The organism is Polyangium spumosum (assembly GCF_009649845.1).
Taxonomy (GTDB): domain Bacteria; phylum Myxococcota_A; class Polyangia; order Polyangiales; family Polyangiaceae; genus Polyangium; species Polyangium spumosum.
Genome location: NZ_WJIE01000052.1, coordinates 1 through 2,400, shown reverse-complemented (window position 1 = coordinate 2,400; position 2,400 = coordinate 1). Strand labels below are relative to the sequence as shown.

The window sequence follows — 2,400 nt, the reverse complement described above, 5'->3', positions numbered from 1 at the left end:
GGCGGAGGTAGAATCGATGGATCGAAGATGGGAAGGTTTGGGCACGCGGGTCAGGTCCAGTCTCCGCCCTCTTCTCTACACTAATTTCGGGAGGAGCGCTGTCTCATCGGATGTTGGCACAGAGGGAGATACCCGAAAGACCCCGCCGGTGGTCATGCCGACCGAGTATACGCATTTCGAGGGTGCTATGGCCCTAGCCTTCGACAAGCAAATGCTCATCGTGAAGGACGAAACCGTTACGCCGCGAGGCATTGCTTTCCTCGGTGGAGGCCACTACATTCTATCGCGACCATCAGCCTCATCTCCGGCCTGGCTCGACTCAGAAGACTTCCAACGCCAGTTTACCATCTGGCGCGACGCAATTGGCCGTCGACATCACGTCTTCTTCGGCTACAGCGGAAAGGCTACCGACACGGCCAATCGCATCATTCGCTACCTCCTGTCGATCGGTGTCGCCGTTCGCGACTGGCAGACCGATTTCAGACTAGCCGGAGTGATCCTAGATGAAATTGAGGAAGCCGCCAAAACCTGTTTGGGCGGAATCTTTTTATTTTCCAAGGACGATGAACTCGTCAGTGGTGACGCTACGCATGCCGCACCTCGCGACAACGTCGTCTTTGAGGCAGGTTTCTTCATGCACGCGGTCGGGAGGGAAAGAACCCTAATCATAAGGGAGGAAGGCACTAAAATGCCTGCCGACATTGGTGGTGGAATCTACTTGCCGTTGAAGGACCGGAACAACACTTCTACCATCGAGACTCAGCTACGAAAATTCATCGAGACCCGTTTGTGAGCGCGAGCATCAAAACGGCTTTTCACGGCAGCGCAAGTGCCCTGTACAGAGGCAGGCAATGAGCACAATCGATTCCACTGTGTCCTCGTTTCTTCAGTTTCAATTCGAGCATGGTCGCGTTGTGCTGTTCACTGGGTCTGGCTTTTCGTGGGGCGCAACAGACTCCGAAGGAAACAGGCTTCCTATCGGACCGGCTCTGGCGCGCGAAATATGGGACATTTGCTTTCCCGGCGAAGCGTTCGATAACGAGAGCACTCTACAGGATCTTTTTCAAACAGCGCTCGTAAAGCACCGTTCCGCTCTTATGGCGCTATTGCAGCGTCGACTAAGGGTCGCACCGAGTTCTTTGCCGGACTACTATCGCACGTGGCTATCGATGCCGTGGCGTCGCTACTACACTCTCAACGTCGATGATCTCGAATCCGCGGCAACAAGAAGATTCGAACTTCCTCGTGGGTTTCGATCCATGTCGGGAATACTGAAATACAACTCTCCGACGGAAGAGCGCGCAAAATCAGCCTCGCAACCCTTGTTGGAGGTAGTCCATCTCAACGGCATGATCGATGATGCGCCAGACGGTGTTACATTCTCTACGATGCAATATGCGGAGCGGATGACCACTCAAGAGCCCTGGTATGCCCGCATGGTTGCTGACCTGCTGTCATATCCCGTCGTATTTGTAGGGACACCTCTTGATGAATCGTTGCTCTGGCAACACATCGAATTCAGAGGTGAGAAGGGACGCCGTGGGCTAAGTGAACTACGGCCGAGGTCGTTTCTAATTTCTCCGAAATTGAGTCGCGCTCGCCAGTCGCTGCTCAAGCAATTCAACGTTGAATGGGTGTCGTGCACAGCCGAGCAGTTTGCGGGCGAAGTGCTCGACAAAATGCACACCTCGATTCTGCCCGGGCTTAAGGCTCTAGGAGTTCAGCTCGCGGGGATCAAGAGCGGCATCTCGCAGATTGTCGATGTAGGAGCGATCATTGCGAGGACTCGCCCCGCTAGTCCGTCAGCCTTTTTGCTTGGAGATGAGCCGAAGTGGAGCGATCTGACAGCAGGTAGGGCCATCGAGCGCTCAGTTGACGTGGAGATGTTGGAGCACTGTCGAGATGCTGTGGCGAGAGATCGCAGGGACGGTGCTGGGAAACTAAAGCCCGGCCCTTTGCTACTGCTCACCGGAACCGCCGGGTCGGGCAAGAGCACCAGCCTAATTCGGCTGGCAATTAAACTGTCTGCCGCGGGCAATGCAGTGCATTGGGTGGATTCGGATGTCGACGTGTCGCCCCGTGACATCAAAAAATTCTGCCTCGACGAATCTCGTAAAAAGATTCTTTTTATTGACGACGCGGATCGCTATGGGTCAGAGCTCGCCCCGCTCATCTGTGACGCGTTCAGTACGGAAGCTACACAATTAGTCGTCGTAGCCGTGCGGTCATCAAAAGTTGACCGGGTACTGAATCCCGCTCGCCTCCAGGGTATTGCGGAACGTGTCAACGCGAACGAGACAGCGCCGTCGTGAATTCTATGAGGGTGCGGCTACAACAGCGGCAGCTCGCGCCTCGCGTCGCGGCGTCTTCGCCGCGGCGTGAGGCGCACTCTGGTTTCTG

General features: G+C 55.4%; 2 protein-coding genes. Both read left to right on the top strand.

Features of this window, described 5'->3' with window-relative positions; translation table 11 throughout:
• Positions 1-154 precede the first annotated feature (154 nt).
• Positions 155-793 carry a TIR domain-containing protein gene (locus GF068_RS43190; RefSeq protein WP_170320065.1) on the top strand — a complete coding sequence of 213 codons (639 nt, stop codon included), beginning with the start codon at positions 155-157 and terminating at the stop codon, positions 791-793.
• 58 nt (positions 794-851) lie between these two features.
• The gene (locus tag GF068_RS43185; RefSeq protein WP_153825422.1) at positions 852-2,312 is read left to right on the top strand and encodes a P-loop NTPase; all 1,461 of its coding nucleotides are present in this window, start codon (positions 852-854) and stop codon (positions 2,310-2,312) included.
• Positions 2,313-2,400 lie beyond the last annotated feature (88 nt).